15 protein-coding genes and 2 other annotated features are annotated in these 18604 nt (G+C 29.3%); of the genes, 1 reads left to right on the top strand and 14 read right to left on the bottom strand.

What is annotated here, in order from left to right:
- Window position 1 precedes the first annotated feature (1 nt).
- From BUB83_RS09510 to BUB83_RS09470, 9 genes are all read right to left on the bottom strand, one after another.
- On the bottom strand, window positions 2-2074 hold the full coding sequence (locus BUB83_RS09510; RefSeq protein WP_073338232.1) for a DUF4962 domain-containing protein: 2073 nt from the start codon (window positions 2072-2074) through the stop codon (window positions 2-4).
- 70 nt (window positions 2075-2144) lie between these two features.
- Entirely contained in the window at window positions 2145-3743 is a 1599-nt protein-coding gene (locus BUB83_RS09505; RefSeq protein ID WP_073338231.1) for a type 2 periplasmic-binding domain-containing protein, read from the bottom strand.
- Window positions 3744-3811: 68 nt separating this feature from the next.
- Window positions 3812-4693 (bottom strand): carbohydrate ABC transporter permease, encoded by an 882-nt coding sequence (locus BUB83_RS09500; RefSeq protein ID WP_242950660.1) that lies wholly within the window; start codon window positions 4691-4693, stop codon window positions 3812-3814.
- Window positions 4694-4715: 22 nt separating this feature from the next.
- Window positions 4716-5678 (bottom strand): ABC transporter permease, encoded by a 963-nt coding sequence (locus tag BUB83_RS09495; RefSeq protein WP_073338229.1) that lies wholly within the window; start codon window positions 5676-5678, stop codon window positions 4716-4718.
- Window positions 5679-6080: 402 nt separating this feature from the next.
- The gene (locus BUB83_RS09490) at window positions 6081-7085 is read right to left on the bottom strand and encodes a rhomboid family intramembrane serine protease (RefSeq protein ID WP_073338228.1); all 1005 of its coding nucleotides are present in this window, start codon (window positions 7083-7085) and stop codon (window positions 6081-6083) included.
- A 133-nt stretch (window positions 7086-7218) separates the two neighbouring features.
- Window positions 7219-9003 carry an oligoendopeptidase F gene (gene pepF, locus BUB83_RS09485; RefSeq protein WP_073338227.1) on the bottom strand — a complete coding sequence of 595 codons (1785 nt, stop codon included), beginning with the start codon at window positions 9001-9003 and terminating at the stop codon, window positions 7219-7221.
- Between the two features lie 85 nt (window positions 9004-9088).
- Complete coding sequence (locus tag BUB83_RS09480) at window positions 9089-9511, bottom strand: DUF6762 family protein (protein ID WP_073338226.1); 423 nt, start codon at window positions 9509-9511, stop codon at window positions 9089-9091.
- Window positions 9512-9609: 98 nt separating this feature from the next.
- The gene (locus BUB83_RS09475; protein WP_073338225.1) at window positions 9610-9963 is read right to left on the bottom strand and encodes a single-stranded DNA-binding protein; all 354 of its coding nucleotides are present in this window, start codon (window positions 9961-9963) and stop codon (window positions 9610-9612) included.
- A 71-nt stretch (window positions 9964-10034) separates the two neighbouring features.
- Window positions 10035-10586, bottom strand: coding sequence for a manganese efflux pump MntP (locus BUB83_RS09470; RefSeq protein ID WP_073338224.1), 552 nt, complete (start codon window positions 10584-10586; stop codon window positions 10035-10037).
- A gap of 217 nt (window positions 10587-10803) precedes the next feature.
- Window positions 10804-10987: a binding site (T-box leader), on the top strand.
- Window positions 10988-11044: 57 nt separating this feature from the next.
- Between BUB83_RS09470 and leuS the strand changes: the two genes are divergently transcribed.
- Window positions 11045-13495 (top strand): leucine--tRNA ligase, encoded by a 2451-nt coding sequence (gene leuS / locus BUB83_RS09465; RefSeq protein ID WP_073338223.1) that lies wholly within the window; start codon window positions 11045-11047, stop codon window positions 13493-13495.
- A gap of 43 nt (window positions 13496-13538) precedes the next feature.
- Here the strand turns inward: leuS and BUB83_RS09460 are convergent, their stop codons facing one another.
- The 5 genes from BUB83_RS09460 to BUB83_RS09440 form a co-directional block, all read right to left on the bottom strand.
- Window positions 13539-14342 carry a GTP pyrophosphokinase gene (locus BUB83_RS09460; protein ID WP_073338222.1) on the bottom strand — a complete coding sequence of 268 codons (804 nt, stop codon included), beginning with the start codon at window positions 14340-14342 and terminating at the stop codon, window positions 13539-13541.
- A gap of 15 nt (window positions 14343-14357) precedes the next feature.
- Window positions 14358-15038, bottom strand: a complete 681-nt coding sequence (locus BUB83_RS09455; protein ID WP_073338221.1) for a metallophosphoesterase — start codon at window positions 15036-15038, stop codon at window positions 14358-14360.
- 114 nt (window positions 15039-15152) lie between these two features.
- The gene (gene tyrS / locus BUB83_RS09450) at window positions 15153-16370 is read right to left on the bottom strand and encodes a tyrosine--tRNA ligase (protein ID WP_073338220.1); all 1218 of its coding nucleotides are present in this window, start codon (window positions 16368-16370) and stop codon (window positions 15153-15155) included.
- Window positions 16371-16455: 85 nt separating this feature from the next.
- Window positions 16456-16703, bottom strand: a binding site (T-box leader).
- A gap of 138 nt (window positions 16704-16841) precedes the next feature.
- Window positions 16842-17252 (bottom strand): P-loop NTPase family protein, encoded by a 411-nt coding sequence (locus BUB83_RS09445; protein WP_073338219.1) that lies wholly within the window; start codon window positions 17250-17252, stop codon window positions 16842-16844.
- Window positions 17253-17396: 144 nt separating this feature from the next.
- On the bottom strand, window positions 17397-18551 hold the full coding sequence (locus BUB83_RS09440; RefSeq protein ID WP_073338218.1) for an AlbA family DNA-binding domain-containing protein: 1155 nt from the start codon (window positions 18549-18551) through the stop codon (window positions 17397-17399).
- Between the last annotated feature and the right edge of the window lie 53 nt (window positions 18552-18604).

The following is an 18604-nucleotide window of genomic DNA, read 5'->3' as shown; positions in this document are numbered from 1 at the left end:
TCTATACCTCCTGAATAATTGTTAAAGGATAACTATTCTCAAATATTTTTATCTCACCACATGTAAATTGTGTGCAATCTGAAGCCATAACCTTTATCAATTTTTCATTTTTATATTGTAGTAGTACAATCTTTGCATGAACTTTTATATCTTCAAATTCAATTTTTCCTGATTTTGAGAAAAGGAATATTTCTTTTTCGCTATTGTCTTCAATAACAAACCCTCTTGCCCCATCAACATTAATTTCCTTCACTTTTCTTCCTTCATCGTCAAAAGCACTTCTAGTTGAAAGAATATTTAAGAAGTATGTGTCTTTTGATTTGACTTTGTTCTCAATAACCATTGTCTTCATTCTTGTTTCTCTAAATTTGTCTGGTTCTTGAGTCGTCATTACAGCTCTTACATTTGTGTTTTTGAAATTATAGCTACACTCATCTGACTCAATTGAATATAATCTCATTTTTGCTGGTCCATTTTCATATTCAAAAACATTGTCTTTTATCTTATTTGGGAAAGTATCCGAATGCATATTCCAAGTATAAGTATGTTCTAAATCACTCATTAACTCATCCAATATAATAAAATATCCTTTTTCAGTGTAGATAACATTTCTAGCAAACCGAGTTAATTGTAAACTAGGGTCATACATCTTATGGGCTTCCCCAACAAAATAAGTTATACCTTTCTCGCTTTTAAATGTTTCTATTTCAGCTACTACATCTTTTGGTGTTTCTTTCCAAATATTGTTTCCACCTTCATTTGTGTAACCTTTCCCATCTATTGTAACTACATTATGTTCTGATGCTTTAACAGTTCTATTATAGCCTTCATCTACAGCTAAATATGCATCAAAAGCATGAAGAATAAAGCTATTATTATCTGGATGTTGATGAGATAATCCTCTAGTTTTCCATCCTTTTTCTCTAAACATATCCCAAGACTGTTTCCATTGTTTCTTTCCGCCTGGATGACCTGACTTAAAGGAAAAATGAATAGCATCTTTTTCCCAACTTGAACGAACTACAACTAAGCCTAAATCTTCAAAGTGTTTTACTAAAGGCAAATCTTCAAAGTTTTTTTCTTGAACTTCTGGATTGAACCAAAGTAATTCTAATGCTGCTTCTGGTAAAATTCCAGGTTTTACTCCACTTTCATATTGTTCTCTAAAAAGGTAGTTATTGCGAACATCGTTCGCCAAAAATTGTGCATGTTCATTACCATACTCAGAAGCAACTTTATAGTATACTGCTGAAGAATGGCCACTTCTTCTATCATGACAATCCCCAAAATTAATAATTTCTTCTAAATTAGGTGCTGCTTGATATAATCTATAATAGAAAGTATTTTTCAAAAAACCACAAGATTTAAAGTAATCTATGTTCTCTGTATCTTTCAATAAATGAGCATATACAAATAACCACATGGCACCATAACGCCAATACACTACACCTTCGTAGTCACTTCCGTCATCTGCCATACCATTGTATACTATCTCAAAATTTTCTTTTGCATTGTCAATCCATAATTGAGCATTTTCGTATTCCTCTTTTAAGGCATACCCTGCTGTAGCTAACCCATTTAGATTGATCCAATTATGATTCTGCCAATATGCTGTAGACCAACCTTCACCTTCTGTATTAATTTTAAATTCATACATTCTTTCTGCTTGTAGTATCAATTTTTCCTTAAATAGTACTTTTTCTTCTTCACTTAATCCATCCTTTAACCAATCATAAGATAAACTAAGTCCAAATAATAACCAAGATGCACTTAAATCAACATCTACTAAATGAGCGTTACCCCAATGTGGGTAATTTACTGCAGTAAAAATCCATCTTTTAGCTTCTTCAAGATAATGTTTTTGTTTAGTCAAAAGATATGCTAAACTTAAATTAACAGATGCAATTCCCATAAAAGTTGTACTTTTAGGTGGATGTACCTCTGGTAATTGCTCAGTTGAATATAAACGACACATGTCGTATAAACGTTTGAAAAATGGTTTACGTACGTTTTTAATTTCTTCTCTTAGTACATCAATATCCTGTGAAATAAATAAATATTTTTTTTCATTCATATATAATACCTCGATTTTATATAATATATCATAGGTGTAAAATACTTTACACCTATGATTTTATTAATTTTTATTCAGCTATCTTTAAGTAATTATCATAACCTTCTTGATATGCTGCTTGTAATTCTTGAAGTCCCATTTCATCTAAAGTAGCTACATATTTATCCCATTGAGCATCTATATCTTTGTAATCACCTAAGATCCAAGATTGAATTGTTTCTTCCATATAAGCATTTATATTACTTAAATACTTATCTACAATCGCTTGACCTTCTGTAGTAAATTGGAATGGAGGTAATTGTTTTACTGAATATTTTCCGCCAGTATATTTTGAAACTACATCTTGACCTATAGCATTTGTCCATTGTAACTCATAGTTATAATCTTGCCAATATCCACCTTTTAACTGAGCTCCCATATCTTCTTCAAGATAAGCGTTTACTGCTTTTTCACCATTTAATACTTCATCAGTAAATACAGGTTTTCCATCAACCATTGTGTAAGAAACACCTTCTACACCAAAGTTAGTTAATATTCTTCCTTCTTCTGTCCACATATAATCTAAGTAAGCAATAGCAGTTGCTACATCATCACAATTTGATGAAATAGCCCATCCATCTGGTTTAACAGGAATACGTTCATGTTCTTCCCATTTCTCGCCATTAGTTCCTGTAGGAGGAATTATTCCTTCAAACTTAAATCCTTCAACATCTACTTTATCATTATAACCTGAAGTTGATGCAACCCATTCATGTGTCATACCACCAACGTTTGTTGGAAGATATTCTTTACGTGATGAACTTCCTTTTGTAAATATTTCTTGATCTATTAAACCTTCATCATACCAACGTGAAATATTTTCAACTGCAACTTTAAATTCTGGTTGAACTAAAGAATTATACAGCTTGTCATTATCATCTGGTATGAAGTGCTCATCGTAAGAGTCGTTTCCATATACACGTGCTCCCCATAAGTTTGATAAACGAAGCATTTCTTGCCATTTATCATTGAAATATGGTATTTCATCTTTTTCTCCATTACCATTAGGATCTTCATCTCTAAAAGCAATTAATACTTTTTCTAAATCTTCAACTGTATCTGGAACTTCTAAACCTAACTTGTCTAACCAATCTGTACGCATAAAGTATGTTCTTGATACATCACCATCAACAACATATGGTATGTAGTATATGTTACCATCTGGTGCAGTAATAGCTGCCTCAATATCCTTGTGTTCATCTAAAAACTTTCTGAAATTAGGAGCGTAATCCCAATATTCATTTATAGCTTTAAATGCGCCTTCTTGTCCATATTGTATAAAGTATTGTGCAAGACTGTTTCCTCCATATATATCAGCGGGGAAACCATCTACTGCTTGTAATTGAAACTGTTCTGTTGAGTTTGTAGCAACTTCGTTAGCAGTATTTTTTAAATATACGTTTGTAAGTTCTCCAAGCTTTTGGAACACTGGCCATGACTCATTAAATACATATTTATCTCTTGCATGATAGTGAACATCAAACTCTGTTTTTGCTGCTAATGGAAATGTTACCGCAGCTTTTTCTGCCTCGTTTGCTGTTCCTTCTGAATTATTTGCGTTACTACCACAACCTGATAGTAAAGACAAACTCAACATTGCTGTTAATACTGTAGCTATAACCTTTTTCATTATGTTACCTCCCTAAAATATTATTAATTTAATAAATTATATATTTTATATCAAGTTAGATTTGTAAATTATTCTTTTACTCCTCCAACCATAATACCTTTGGTAAAATATTTCTGTATATAAGGATAAACAAGTATTACTGGAATCATAGAACATACTATGATTGCATAAATTAATGTATCATATGAATAACTTAAAGATAATAAATTATTAGCAATTTCTTCTGCTGCATTAGCTTTATCTATAATTAAAGTACGAAGATAAACTTGCAGTGATATTTTATTTGTATCTCTTATCAAAATCATTGTCCAAAAGAAACCATTCCATCTACCTATTGCATAGAATAATGCAACAGTTACTAAAGCCGGTTTAGATAAAGGAAGATATATTTTAAAGAATTTTTTGAATTCATTTGCTCCATCAATTGTAGCTGCTTCATCAATTGCTTCTGGAACCCCTTCAAAATAGTTTCTTAAAAGAATTATATTAAAAGCTTGCATTCCGAAGGCCATAATGATACCAAGTCTAGAATCAATAAATCCTAAATCACGTAAGTTTAAATAAGTAGGAATCATACCCGCATTAAACCACATTGTAAATGCTACAAACAAGTTTAATTCTCTTCTAAACATTAGCTTTTTCTTTGATAAAGCATAAGCACCCATAGAAGTAAGAACCATACTATATAAAGTACCTACAAAAGTATAAAACAAAGTATTTGCATATGATATCCAAAATTGATTATCTTTAAATACATGTATATAAGCATCAATAGTGAACTCTACTGGAAACAATGTTACTCTACCTGTATCTACTGCACGTCCTGAACTTAATGAAGCACCTAGAACATAAAGAAAAGGATACAGTGCCATAATACCTAAAAGTGTTAATATTAAATAATTTATAAAAACAAATATCTTTTCATCATTAAAAAATTTATTTTTTCTCAAAATCATATCCTCCTATGCTTAATTACCATAACGCAGTTTCTGATACTTTTCTGCTGATTGAATTGGCTGTTCTAACTAATACAAAGCCGATGATTGCATTAAAAAATACTGCTGCAGTTGCTAGTGAAAAATCTGTTGAGCCCGTTAATCCTAACCTATATATATATGTGTTTAAAATATCAGCTGTCTCATAAGTAACTGGTTGATACAATAACAGAACTCTTTCATATCCAACTGATAAAAGTTGCCCAATTCTTATTATTAGCATAATGATAATTGTAGGAGCAATTCCTGGTATACTAACATTTAACATTTGTTGTATCCTAGTTGCACCATCAACTTTTGCAGCTTCATAAAGTGCTGGAGATATCCCGCTTAAAGCAGCAAAGAAAACTATTGAAGCGAAACCTGTTTCTTTCCACATTCCTGATAAAATATATATTGATCTGAAATATTCTGGTTTAACCAAGAAATAAATACCTTGCTCTAAAATACCTACTTTTACCAAAAGAATATTTATTATTCCAGTTTGTGGTTGTAAGAATGCAATAACAATACCTGCAATTATTACCTCTGAAATAAAATGTGGTAAATAAAGGAGTGTTTGAATTCCTCTTCTATAAATACCATCTTTAACTTCATTAAACATTAATGCTAAAATTATAGGAGCTGGAAAACCAAAAATTAATCCATAGAAACTAATTAAAAATGTATTTTTAAAAGCTCTCCAGAAATAAGTGGATCCTGCACCAAATAATAATTCCTTAAAGTTATCTAATCCTACCCATGGGCTAGCCTCAATACCCTTAAATAAACTATAGTCTTTAAAAGAGATAATTAATCCATACATTGGTTTGTACATAAACAATAAAAACCAAATTACAAGTGGCAGTAGTAGAACATAAATTTGCCAATCTGCTTTTAATGCGCTTATAGCATCTTTAAATCCAAGTTTTGTTTTTTGTTTTTGTTTATCTTTTTTCATAAAAAAATCATACCCTCCATTCAGTGAATAATTGCTACACATTTTATAACTATTTCATACTTGTTTACTGACTATTCTAAATATACCAACACAAATTTATTATTGCTCCTTAATGTGTTCCATATGCTTATTTTTTTTAAATTTTATTATTTTTTTAAATATATTTCTCCTTTCTTTTCATGTTATTCTTATATACGAATAGAATTCTTTTATTGTTGTAAAAAAATAACTTTCTTGCTTTTACGCATATGCGAATTCAATACTCATATTCGTACTATATTTATAGTATAACTACTATTTGAATTGTTGTAAAGGTTTTTTTATATTAATTTTGAATATTTATATACTAAATTAATAATTCAAAATTAAAAGTACGACTTTTTCAAAGTCGTACTTTTATAATTACTTATTGTTTATTGTTTTAAATCCTAGTGCAAGAGAAATAAGCATTCCCCCAACTAGTCCACCCAGGTGTCCAAAATTATCAATGTTAGGTAAAGTAACTCCTATAATTACATTTAAAACAATCACTGAAAATACATTAGATACCATTCTCGTTCCAATTTTGCTTCTCATTTTATAAGCAAAGGCTAAAGTCGCACCTAAAAGTCCAAAAATTGCTCCTGAGGCTCCTATAGACACACTACTAGAAAACAAAAAACTAAAATATGATGACATAATTGCCGCTACAAAATAGATTATTAAAAATTTTGTTCTTCCATATACTTTTTCAACTAAAGGTCCTAACGCATTTAGCGCATACATATTAACCGCTAAATGTATAAAGCCACCGTGTAAAAAAGCCGCAGTTATTAATCTATAATATTCACCACTACTTATAAGTGAGTTTACTTTAGCTCCTAATTTAATTAAAACATCTGTATCACTGTTTATAAAATTCTTAGACATAAAAGCTGTTATTATAAACATCAATATATTTAAAGACATTAAAATATATGTAGCTTTTGCTGATGAATCAAAAACCACTGTATTCTTTCTTTTATATTTTTTCTTTTTCTGAAGAATCTCATTTATTTGAAGAGCTAAAGATTCTTCTCCATAAGTAAAAAATAGCACTCTTTCATTTCTTCCACTAATTACAATAACTTTTTCATTTAATTCATCTGTAAAACCCTTGTCCATCCAAATGCTATCATCTGAAATTATGATTTTTATAAATTCCAAACTATTGTATTCCCAATAGTTTCTATAAATATAAGTTTCCTTATCTATTCTAGAGAAATTCTGCTGTGCCAGAAATACCATAGCAACTCTATTATAACCCTCTTGCCTAGAAATTCCCCAAAAATGTTCTTCTCCATCTTTTGATAAAAATTTTTCTACCTTATAATTATAGTTTTCAGATAATATTTTGATTAAATGTTTCATTATTTCAAAATTATCCATTTTTCCTCCATTATTAATTTCCAAATTTTATATTATTAACCACTTGTACCTAAAAGATACTGTTATTATACAGTATCTTTTTTACCAAATAGTGGCTATATATAAGTTTCACAATGGTATCACTATACTATAATTAATACTCTTCAAGTATATCTAATAACTCATTAAATCTTTTTATAGTATCTTCTATTGGTTTTGGAGAAGTCATATCTACTCCTGCTTTTTGTAGTAGATTAATTGGATAATCCGACCCTCCACTTTTCAGAAAGCTTAAATATTTTTCTAAAGCTTTTTCTTCGCATACATTGATTTTATTAACAAAAGCATTAGCTGCAGAGTATCCAGTAGCATATTGGTAAACATAAAAATCTCTATAAAAATGAGGTATTCTAGCCCATTCTATATCTATTTCCTCATCCATTATCATATCTTCACCAAAATATTTAATGTTCAGCTTTCTATAAATGGCACATAAATCATCCGCCGTTAAAGGCATCCCTTCATCTATTTTTTCATGAGTTATTTTTTCAAACTCTGCAAACATGATTTGTCTAAAAACAGTGGTTCTAATCTGTTCAAGTTGTTGATTTACCAAGAACAATTTTTTATTCTTATCTTTTTCTTTATTAATCAAATAATTTATTAATAAACATTCATTAACTGTAGAAGCCACTTCTGCACAAAATAAAGTGTAGTTAGCATAAACATAGGGCTGATTTTTTCTTGAATAATAGGAATGCATTGAATGACCCATTTCATGAGCAAAGGTAGATACATCATTTAATGTATAATTGTAATTCAATAAAACATAAGGCATTGTATCATATGAACCCCAAGAATAAGCCCCGCTTCTTTTATTCTTATTTTCATACTTATCTATCCATCCATTTTGTACCCCTTTATTAAATTCCTGAAGGTAATTTTCACCCAATGGAGCCAAAGCATCTGATACCAACTTTACTGCATCATCAAATTCAATATGATCTTTAGGCAAATCAATTAAGGGAACATATAAGTCATACATATGCATAGTATCTAATTTTAAAAGTTTTTTCTTTATTCTTACATACCTATGAAGGCTATCTAAATTGTTATTAATAGTTTCTATAGCGTTTTCATACACTTGTATTGGAATATTATTAGGCTTCAAAGAAGCCTCCATAGAATTTTCATATTTTCTTGTTTTTGCATTAAAAGAGAAATTCTTTATGGATGAAGTAAGTGTTGTGGCCATTGTATTCCTGAAAACATTATATGCACCAAAAAGAGCTTTATAAGCATTCTCCCTAACTTCCCTATCTTTAGATTTTATGTAGATAGAGTAATTCCCTTCTGTAAGCTCTACTTCTTCTTTTTCCTCATTTTTTATTTTAGGAAGTTTTAAATCTGCATTTGAAAACATATTATAAATATTTGATGGTGCAGATAAGCAATCTGATACAGACGCCAAAAGTTCTTCCATTTCAGAGCTTAATGTATGAGGCTTTCTTTTTAAAATTTCCTCAAACATAAATTTATATAATTGTAACCCCTGGTTTTTTTCTATTTCACTATTCAACTTTTCTTCATCTATAGAAAGAATTTCTGGAATAAAGAAAGCTCCCTTGGCCATAAGCTCTGCTAAATAAGTTTGAATTTTATTCTTGTAACTTTGATAAGTTGTATTAGCAGTATCTTCATCTGATTTTAAAAAAGCATAAACCAAAAGATTTTCAGCTAATCTGGATATTTTTTCATCTAATTTTAAATATTCAAGTAACTTATCACCCTCTGATAATTTTTCCATAAAAGAAGGGATTTCATTAGCCATTTTTTTCAGTAAATCAAAATCTTTTTCCCATTCTTCTAAATCCTTATATATTTTCTCAATCTTCCATTTATCTTTAGCATTAATATCTTCTCTTTTTTTAATTTCCAACTTATTCTATCACTCCTTTTCTAACTTAAGTTTTCATAATTAAAACCATACTTTTTAAGCAAATTTTGTTTTTGATTTATTAATTCTATTCTTCTATTTCTACTCCATTTTCCTCTAAATATTCTTCCTTATTTTCATTTGACTCTTCAAAAGCTAATTCTATTTGTTTTTTAAATAAAATACTTACTTCTGATAATTTTTCTGATAATTTTGTTCTATCTTCTAAATATTTTATACTCACTACCCAAATAGGATTATATTCATCATCCTTTTCTTCTATAATATATCCTTTTTCTTCAAATATATCTAAATCAAAAAAATCAAACAATGCTGAATATTCCCAATCTTCTACATCTCTTCCTGGATAATATTGAATGAAAACTTTATCTTCTTTATAAAAAAGCTTTCTTATTAACTCCCCACCATCTTCAATTCTATAACTTCCTAATTCTTTTACAAATTTATTTTCACTATCAACTTCCATCAAAACTATTGAAGAAAATTCCATAATAAACCTCCTGAAGTAAATTATTATATATATTTTAAGAGTACCTTAAACACAATGTTTTTTCAAGTTAAAAAGATGCGTTTTAAACGCATCTTTTCCTATATTATTTGATTTAAAGATGTATTTTCACTTTTCTTATAATCCAAGAACTGAATTCTTTCCGCCCTCACTTCAGGGATATACCTTGTTTGCCCTTCTGCATTTTTATAACTCCTACTTTTCAAGCTTCCTATTATACTTACCAAATGCCCCTTACCAGAATATCTAAATAAATTTTCTGCATTTTTATTCCAAGCTGAAACAGATAAAAAATCAACTATTCTTTCTTTTGTAATACTATTGAAACCATTATTAACTTCAAGCGTAAAATTAACTAAAGGTATTTTATCCTCTCCAACTTCTTTTAATTCTAATTCCGTCATAATTGTTCCAACTAATAATATTTTATTCATATTCAATTGACCTCCAAAACAAAGTATTTTATTTGAATTATTGCCAACTGAAAAAGTTTTAAACATCTATTTTAAAAAAATATCATTTTTAGTCCAAATAAAATTAAAATTACCCCACCTAAGTAATCAGCATATTTAGCAATCAAATCTATAGTTCTCAAATATTTAGATAACAATAATGCAAAAGTACACATTATTAATGTAATAATTCCTATAAATATAGTTTCTAATAAAATATATGAGTGAACAGTTATATTGTTTAAAATTGTAAATCCAATAACCGCTGCATCGATGCTCACTGAAATACCAAGAATGTAATACATTTTAGAATCATTAAACACCTTACATTCATCATGTTCTAGTCCTTCCTTTATCATAAGTATTCCTACTATTGCTATGATTATGCCTCCTACGATTGTTGGAACAGATACTACATACTCATTAAAAAAAGAACCTGCATATGCCCCTATGTAAGAAAACAAAAATTGGAAAAATCCAAACGAACTTATAAATACAAATTTATTTTTTAATGGTAAACTTCTGTTTAATCCAATACATAGCATAACTCCGAAAGCATCTAATGATAAAGCCAATGCTATAATAAATAACGAATAAATACTCACCTTTTGCACCACCTTTTCTTGTCATAATAATAAACAACCATATTATATACATTATATCAGAAATCACCTAAAAGTATTATTATATATTTTAATTTCATGATTTTTTATATGATTTTTATAATTAGAATAATTTTGCTATTTTATTATTTTTTTAATAAGCAATATTTTCTTGACAGTAATTGCATGATAACTTATAATTATGTGAAAAAGAGATATTATATAGGCTGTGAAGGAGAGTATTAGCATTTTTTCATTTATTTAAGAGAGCTGTCGGTTGGTGTAAGACAGTACTGAAAAATGTGAACTTGTTCTGGAGCTGAGTCGGTTAAAATCCGTTAAAATGAAAAAGTGAGGCTTATGTCTAACGAGAGTGGTACCGCGGAATTTTTTTCGTCTCTTGTTTTAGGATAAGCTTTTTTATTTTTTGAGATAAAATTTAATTTAGGAGGAATAATACCATGGCAAAATACGGAACAAACGTAGATAAGAAATGGCAAGAAAAATGGGAATCAACTGGTTTTCATAAATTTGATGAGAATGCACCTGGTGAAAAATTATATACTTTAGAAATGTTTTCATATCCTTCTGGGGCAAAACTTCATGCTGGTCACTGGTTTAATTATGGACCAACTGATTCCTGGGCAAGATTTAAAAAAATGCAGGGTTACAATGTTTTTCAACCTATGGGTTTTGATGCCTTTGGTCTTCCCGCTGAAAACTATGCAATAAAAACAGGAGTTCATCCTAAAGATTCTACTGAACAAAATATCGAAAATATGGAAACTCAATTAAAAGCTATGGGCGCTATGTTTAATTGGGACCATGAAGTAGTTACTTGTAGGCCTGATTATTATAAATGGACTCAATGGATATTTGCTTTATTGTACAAAAATAACCTTGCTTATAGAAAAAAAGCACCTGTTAACTGGTGTCCTAGTTGTAATACTGTTCTTGCTAATGAGCAAGTTAAAGAAGGTTTATGTGAAAGATGTGATACTGAGGTAACAAAAAAAGATCTTACTCAATGGTTTTTGAAAATCACTGATTATGCTGAAGAACTATTACAAGATTTAGATAAATTAGATTGGCCTGAAAAAACAAAAGCAATGCAAAAACACTGGATTGGAAAATCTAAAGGAGCAGAAGCTACCTTTAAAATAGATAATAGTGATTTGACTTTTGATGTATTCACAACAAGAGTTGATACTTTAAATGGTGTTACTTATGTGGTTCTAGCACCAGAAAGCCCAATGGTTCAAGATGTTACTCTTCCTGAATTTAAAGCTGCAGTAGAAAACTATAGAATAGAAGCTGCTAAACAAACAGATATAGAAAGACAATCCATATCAAGAGAAAAAACTGGTGTATTTACAGGTTCATATGCTATCAATCCTATAAACGGCAAAAAAGTCCCTATATGGGTAGCTGACTATGTACTTGCAACTTATGGTACTGGTTGTGTTATGGCAGTACCAGCTCATGATGACCGTGATTTTGAATTTGCTACAAAATTTAAACTTCCAATAGATAGAGTTATCAAAGGAAAAGAAAATGTAGATGACGCTCTTCCTTTCACTGAACATGGAATTCTTGTAAATAGTGGTGAATTTGATAATTTAACAACTGCAGCAGCTAAAGAAGCTATTGTTAATAAATTAAGTGAAAATAATCTTGGAAGATGGAAAATAAATTACAGACTACGTGATTGGCTTGTATCTCGTCAAAGATACTGGGGTGCTCCTATTCCAATAATTCATTGTGATAAATGTGGCACTGTAGTTGTTCCAGATGAACAATTACCTGTAAAACTTCCCTATGATGTTGCTTTTGCTCCTGATGGAAAATCTCCTCTTGCTAAATGTGATGAATTTATTAATACTACATGCCCGACCTGTGGCGGACCGGCAAAAAGAGAAGCAGATACATTAGATACATTTGTATGTTCCTCTTGGTATCAAATGAGATATGTAGATAATAATAATTCTGAAATTATATTTGACAAAGACAAGGTTAACAAAATGCTCCCAGTAGATAAATATGTTGGTGGCCCTGAGCATGCATGTATGCACTTACTTTATGCTAGATTTATCACTAAAGCTCTTAGAGATTTAGGTTATTTAGATTTCGATGAACCTTTTAAATCTTTGACTCATCAAGGTTTAATTTTAGGACCAGATGGTCAAAAGATGAGTAAATCTAAAGGAAATACAATTTCTCCTGATGATTACATCATAGACTTCGGTGCTGACGTATTCAGAATGTATTTGATGTTTGGTTTTTCTTATGTTGAGGGTGGTGCTTGGAGTGATGATGGTATCAAATCTATGCATAAATTTGTTGAAAGAATTGAAAGAACCATTGAAACTTTAAGAGATGAATTATCTAATGATCAAAACACAAAAACTACGATGGAAAAAGAAGAAAAAGAATTAAATTATGCTAGACACTATGCTATTAAAAATATTACTATTGATACTGATAAATTCCAATTCAACACAGCTATAGCTAGAATTATGGAATTTGTAAATGCTTTAGTTAAATATTCAGCCGTTGAAAACAAAAATACTTCTTTCTTAAAAGAAACATTAAAAGATTTTATAATGATAATTGCTCCTTTTGCTCCTCATTTTGGAGAAGAACAATGGGAACTATTAGAAGGAGATTTCTCTGTTTTCAATAGTAATTGGCCTGAAGTTGATGAAAAAGCATTAATAAAAGAAGAAATAGAAATAGCTATTCAAATAAACGGAAAGATAAAAGAGCGTATAGAAATTCCTGCAACTCTTACTGAAGATGAGATAAAAGTTGAAGCATTAAACAATACAAAAATAAAAGAGTCACTTGAAGGAATGGATGTTAAAAAAGTTATTATTATAAAAGGTAGACTTGTAAATATAGTTGCAAAATAGTTTCATAAAAAAAGAGATGATATCATCTCTTTTTTTTTACACATCAATTAAATGCTTTTCCTCTATAAAGTACTACTGCATTCTCTATTTTTTCTTTTAAAGTTGCTAATTCTAATATATCTCCATCACTTATTATAGCCTCTAAATCAGATTGAAATCCTGTAGCTTCTTTCATTCTTCCTAAAGATATAAGTGTCAAAATATGATTAGTTATATCTGTTACTAAACTAGACTTAACTTCAAATAATTTTTGTGCATCCATTATTTCATCTTTTATGTCTAGCACTAGTTGATCTAGTGTAAAAGCAGCGTCTGCAGCAGCTTTAAGTCTACTTTGGATTTCCACTGGAATTCCCTGTTTATATTTATAATTTAATGAGTGCTCAATAGTTGCCCAAAAATTCATAGCTAATGTTCTAATCTGAAGTTCAGCTAAAATATATTGTTCCCCAAAAGCAGTATAAACTGGATACTTTATAATCATATGATAACTTCTATATCCGCTTTCTTTGACATTAAAAATATAGTCTTTTTCATACATTATCTGCATGTCTTTTCTATTTCTTATGATTTCTACAACTTTATATATATCATTAACAAATTGACACATTATTCTTATTCCAGCTATATCTTCAAGTTCGTATTCAATTCTATTTAAAGGTATATCAAATTTTTTAGCTTTTTCCAATATGCTAGATATTTCTTTCACTCTTCCTGTTACAAATTCGATAGGAGAAATATCATTTCTTTTTCTATATTCTCTTCTAATACTTTTAAACTTTACTTTTAATTCCTCTACTGCTTGTTGATAAGGTATTAATATCCTTTTCCATTCTCTAGTTTGCATTTTTTTCTCCTTTTATTAAAGAATCTTTAAGGGATCAAAATCTATGTAATCACATGATGTCATTATATATTCCACACCATTATGAACTCCTTCGAAAATATTTGATAAAGATTTTCCATGTAAATGTCCATAAATAACTTTTTCTACTGGGTAATTATTAAATACCTCCGTAAAAATAGACTCTTGAAAATTCTCATTAACTGGAGGATAATGCATCATAACAATAATTTTTTCAAATCCATCCTTTACCGCTGCGTCTAATGATAATTTTAATCTTATTTTTTCTCTACTTATTATTTTCTTATCATGTTCTGATTGACTTGAAAATAATGACCATCCTCTAGAACCACAAATAGCATATTCTTCATATGCATAGTAATTATTTTGTACAAACCTCATATCATCATATAATTTATTTAATTTAGATATACTACTCCACCAATAATCATGGTTCCCCTTGCAAATTATTTTCCTACCTGGCAGTTTATGAATCCATTCTAAATCTTCCATTCCTTCTTGGATATTCATGGACCAAGAAATATCTCCAGCAATTAAAATTGTATCTTCATCTTTAACTTTTTTCAACCAATTTTCCATTATTTTATTAGGGTGGTTTTCCCATTGTGCTCCAAAAATATCCATAGGTTTGTCGGATGTTAAAGCTAAATGAAGATCAGATATGGCAAAAAGTGCCATAATATCCCCCCTTCTTTTACTTTAAAAATTATATAAAATCGGGTTCTAAATATGTGCAATATAGACGCACTTATCTAAAACCCATATCCTTACATCATTATACTATACTTTTTACTATTTCACTACAATTTTAAAATGTTTTTTCTTTCCTTTTTGAATCATAGCAATGCCATCTTTAAAGTTTTCTTCTGTTAAAAGGAATTCCACATCTACAATTTTTTCATCGTTAAGTTTAAGTCCACCTTGTTCTATAAGTCTTCTACATTCTTTTTTAGATGGAAATATTTTCGCTGCAGTTAGTACATTTATTAATGTGTCTCCTAAATTTTCTTTTTCAATTTCCACAGTAGGAACATTATCCAAATTTTTTCCCGCTCCAAATAATGCTTCTGTTGCCCCTTCCGCTTCTTTTGCTTTTTCTTCTCCATGAACAAGCGTTGTTACCTCATAAGCCAAAACTTTTTTTGCTTGGTTTATTTCTGCACCTTCTAATGAAGATAACCTTCTAACTTCATCCATTGGAAGAAAAGTTAAAAGTGATAAACATTTTTCCACATCCGCATCAGCAATATTTCTCCAGTATTGGTAAAAATCATAAGGTGAAGTTTTTTCTGGATCTAGCCACAAAGCTCCTTTTTCAGTTTTACCCATTTTCTTGCCTTCACTATTTGTCAGCAATGTACAAGTCATAGCAAAAGCTGGTTTTCTTTCTTTTCTTCTAATAAGTTCCATGCCTGCTATCATATTTGACCATTGGTCATCTCCACCAAGCTGCATTGTACAATTATATTTTTGATTTAAAACCAAGAAATCATACCCTTGCATTAACATGTAGTTAAATTCTAGAAAAGATAATCCTTTTTCTAATCTTTGCTTAAAACACTCTGCTGAAAGCATTCTATTTACAGAAAAATGTACTCCTACATCTCTTAAAAAATCCACATAATTTAAACCTAATAACCAATTTGCATTATTATCTAAAATAGCTTTATCATCCGAAAAATCTATGAATCTAGATAATTGGCCTTTAATTTTATTCACATTACTATCTATTTCTTCTTTAGTCATCATTTTTCTCATGTCTGTTTTACCTGATGGATCACCAACCATTACAGTTCCACCACCAACTAAAGCAATAGGTCTATGTCCAGCTTTTTGCATATGAGACATAAACATAATAGCAATAAAATGTCCCACATGTAAACTATCAGCTGTTGGATCAAAGCCTATATAAAAAGTCACTTTTTCCTTTTCAAGTAACTCTTTTATTTCCTCTTCATGTGTAGTTTGTTTGATGTAACCTCTTTCAGTTAGTGTATCGAATACGTTCATTGTTATACCTCCAATTTTTATATGATTAATTATTTTTTATACACCCTTGAGAAAAAATTCCCAATAAAAAAAACGCCCCTTAAAACTAAGGGACGAAAATATTCGTGGTACCACCCAAATTGATATATTCTATCAAATATATCCACTCAGTTCTTTAACGCAGAATCACGTAACAACCTACTAATTCTATAGTTAATGAAATCAATTCATTTCACTAGGAAGTTTCAGAATAAAGCTCAAGAATGTATTTCCTTTTATTTCATAATCGACTCACAGCAACCGTCGACTCTCTTAATAATTCATAAAAGTACTTGTTTCCATCACAGCTTTTCAGCTATATTTTAAGATTTTTTAAATATAATACTTTTTAATCTCTGCATAAATAATACAAAGCCTTATTTTATATAATATATATTCATATAGCATTTGTCAATCTATTTTATTTTTTATTAATAAAAAACTAACCCTATTTTACGCCACATACTTCTTTAAATATTCTGGTAATTCAAGACTATTCAAATTCATATTTATATAAAAATCCAATTTATACTTTTGAACTAGTTTTTCCATATTATAAAACAAAAGCGCTGCATCTTTCTCTTCTCCTTCAACAATGTTGAATAAGCCATCTATGAACATAGCTTCTATGTCATAGTCTTCTGAAAGAATACCGCACAAAAATCCGTAAAAATTCTTATAATCTTTTAACTCAAAATCATCTGTAGCAATAAATCTAATTTTTCTATTTAACTCCAACATAGGTCTTTTATCATCATCGATATAAACAACATTACCTTTAGCTTCATCAATTCTTTGGTTAGCTAGATTCAATAGCGACTTACTTTTGCCTGCACCTTTTTGGCCATAAAATACATTTATCATTTTAAACACCCCTTCAGATTTTTTTGGCTTTATTTTCTGCTATCATATTTTAATTATATAATAGTCTGAATTTTTTTTCAATAAACGATTACAAGTATTTATTGTAATTTCATAATGTTACCCAATATACCATTTTTCGTTACGCTACTTAAAATTATTTATGCTTGGATAAATAACCTTAAAAGTATTTTGAGTAGTATCATTTAAAAACTTTACTTTTCCATAATCTTTAAAAGCTTTTTTCATTCTAGTAAAACCTCTACCTGACTTGTAAAATCTATCTTTTGTATCTAAAGTAATCATCTTTTCATATATCCACATATTTCTTTTTATATAATTATGAGTATTGATAAAAGCTCCTTTGGAATTCTTTAATAAAATTCCTGGACTCATAACAGATATATTCTTATAATCCAAAATAACTTCAATTTCCTTATTATATAAAGTGTAATCTCTATAAATTACTGCATTTTTCACTCCTTCAAAAACTGCATCTATAGGATAATTTTGTGGTAACATAGCATTTAATTTTTCTTCACATTGATCCATAATACTTAATAAGTCACCACTAATTGTAGTTACTTCCTCATATTTTGAATTAATTTTATTAACAATCCTAACTATATTATGTGGCAATTGAAGATAATTTATACATGAAAATACTAATAGCCCTCCCAACGTGCATTTATATTCTTTATCTTCACTTTCTCTTGTAATAATACCAGTCGAACTCATTAATATTTCTTTATTATTATCATTAATCTCAATATTATGCAATGTAAAATATTTCTTAACTAATTCCATATTTATAAAATCTATATTACTTTTAATTATTGGACAAAGCTCTGTATCTAAACTCAAATTATCCTGAAGTGATGAAATTATTTCTTCTTTTCTCATAGTATCCGTAGTAGATCCTCTTCTAATATAAAATGCTCCATTCTCTTTAAACTGGTAAGGTTTTTGTTCGCTTTGGTAAATAGTAACCACTCCCACATCTTTACCTTCAATTTCAATTATGTCGTAACTAATTGGCACTGGTGGCTCTATCCTTGTAGCGATAACTTGTTGGATTTGTTCTTCTTTTATTTCATCCTGATTTATACCAACTATTTTTCTTGTTTTATCTTCTATTCCTATAATAAGGTATCCTCTTCCCCCTCTTGAATTAGCAAGGGCACTTACATCTTTTGCAAACTCTTTTTTTCCGCTCTCAGTGGTGAAATCTAATTTTAGTTTGTAATCCTGTTTTATGCTTTCATCGTTCTTTAATAATTTTTTTAGTTTTTTCACATCCACTTCATTCACCACCCTTTTAATGTATATGCTTATACTTACAGTTTTTTGCTAAA

The sequence above is a fragment of the Clostridium grantii DSM 8605 genome (assembly GCF_900129965.1).
Taxonomy (GTDB): domain Bacteria; phylum Bacillota; class Clostridia; order Clostridiales; family Clostridiaceae; genus Clostridium_AF; species Clostridium_AF grantii.
This window is presented reverse-complemented; position numbering and strand designations above follow the sequence as displayed.